This window comes from Spartinivicinus poritis, assembly GCF_028858535.1.
In the GTDB taxonomy this organism is placed as follows: domain Bacteria; phylum Pseudomonadota; class Gammaproteobacteria; order Pseudomonadales; family Zooshikellaceae; genus Spartinivicinus; species Spartinivicinus poritis.
The window spans coordinates 1-2,143 of sequence record NZ_JAPMOU010000142.1 but is presented as its reverse complement, the minus strand read 5'-3'; the positions used below and the strand labels follow the sequence as shown (position 1 = coordinate 2,143).

Annotated in this window: 1 protein-coding gene; it reads right to left on the bottom strand. The window is 38.5% G+C overall.

Annotated elements, in window-relative coordinates; genetic code table 11:
* Positions 1–48 precede the first annotated feature (48 nt).
* Positions 49–2,112, bottom strand: coding sequence for a hypothetical protein (locus ORQ98_RS29385; RefSeq protein WP_274692384.1), 2,064 nt, complete (start codon positions 2,110–2,112; stop codon positions 49–51).
* Positions 2,113–2,143 lie beyond the last annotated feature (31 nt).

Here is a 2,143-nt window from a genome sequence, read left to right as displayed (position 1 = left end):
ATTATTAAATTCCTAGTCAAATTAAGTGAAATACTGTGACCAGGTATTTTACAGATTATTTACCATGATTGGTATTAATTGGCCGTTGCCTAATAGTATTTGCTGATACGCAGCTCCTTGGTAAAAATTCTGGAAGACCACTTCAGTTAAGACAACATCACTGTCACTCTCTGATTCACTCACAATCACTGCATGTAAGTCATTGCCCTCTCTGGCTAACTGTAAGTTAGTTAAATTACCGAGTAATTCTGTGACAACAACTGGCCCATTTGCTGAATCGGAGGCAATAATTAATCGACTCATTCCTCCATCATCAATAATGATTTGCTGTTGATGACCTTCATTAGTCACTATACCAATATGCCTAAATGTCTCACTAACAAAATAATTTTCAAGAATAATTTCTCGATTAACTGATAACGTACTGCCGTCTTCTGTCGGCTGGGATAATTGCGCCGTTAGTACTAAATTTATTCCTTCGCGATAGGTTGAAATATCATTTATTGAGGTAGCGACAACAACACTGTCCAGCTTTTTATCTTCCGCCAAGTTGTTTATATAGACCTCTCCCTTCAAAGCACCAATGACATAGGTATCATGACCATTATTACCTTCAAAATAATCATGACCACCATAGCCTCTGATCACATTGGCTTTATCATCCCCAATCAACGTATCATCGTAAGCTGTTCCTTCTGCGGTTAATTGATAGCGATTATCAAGCTGACGTCCCTGCCCCCATTGCCAATCAGCTAGTGTTAAGTCTTCCCTAGGGTGGGTATGCGTTGTAGTTACTTTACGAATAGCCGGCCTTCTTCTAAACCTTAAATTCTTATCACCAGAAATATTCCATGTTGCCAGTGAACCACTATTAATCTTAATACCATCACGAGTGATTATTTCATAATCCCATAATTGCTCACCACCTAAATGGGTATATTCCCATGTATTATCATTCCAAAAATGGGAACTATTTGCCTTAATGTCTTCCAGCACAACTCGATGTCCATTTTTCATGGTGAGTACTAACGAGTAATCGACCCTCTCAAATGCAATTCTCGTTGGTTTATTTAAAGGCTCCCATTCTTGAGTTTCAGAATTATAGCGGTGTAGGTTTTTAGGTTGAGTACTTTCATAAGCTTTTACTTCTGGGCCATTTAAATCAAGTCCTCTAACACCATAACGCGTATGCATCCGCCTTATTTCTGAAGAGTCATAGTCAAGAAAAATCGTTTTAACATGTTCTGATGGGTTTTCCTCAGGATTTAGCGTAAGAAAACTCATTTTTTTTCTTCGTATTTTGGACCTTTCAACAAATGCCCCATCATTTTTAAGCTCTCCCCTTACTCTATCGCCCACCTCAACAACAGAAACCGTCGACTTATCCAACTTAGATAATTCAAAATACTTATGAACACCACCTTCATTGGGGCCATCCACTGTATTTTTATTTAAATCAATGGTAACGCCATTTTCAATATCCCTATAAGTTTTATCTGCTGACTTAAGGTATCTAGTGGTGAATGTTATTGACTGGTACTGCGCCGCATCTTCCGCACTGAATGTTTTTTCAAACTGAGGAATGAGCATTAATCCATCTTTGGTTTGAAAGCTTAACTTATCGTTGACTAAGGTGAACTGACCATTATTTTCCTGATAAACATCTCTAACGGTTAACTGTTTATTCTGACCATTAACAGCAAAACTTATCACTAGGTCTTTACCCTTTAGTTGCCAGTCTTTAATTTCTTTAATGGCATACTCTAAACGAATAACTGAAACATCAGCTCCATTTTCCTTAATTTCAGCATTGCCTAAACCGCGCTGTACCAAGTACACATCTTGACCGCCTTCACCGTCTACAGATGCATTTTCGGTTAATGTAATAACATCAACACCATCACCAGCAAATACTTGGTCATGCCCATTGGCTAAAATACGGTTACTTTCATTTGTACCAATAATTTTGTCCGCACCTGCATTTGAGCCCAATGTATACCAGTCGCGAATCATTTCTAGGTTCAATAATACAGCATCATGTGTATAATCCACTGTTATGAGAGGAGTTGAACTATCACCAACAGCACTCGCAGAGCTTCGAGTCGCCCACAAGTGTTGTAAGCATGCTAAAGATGCTTACAAG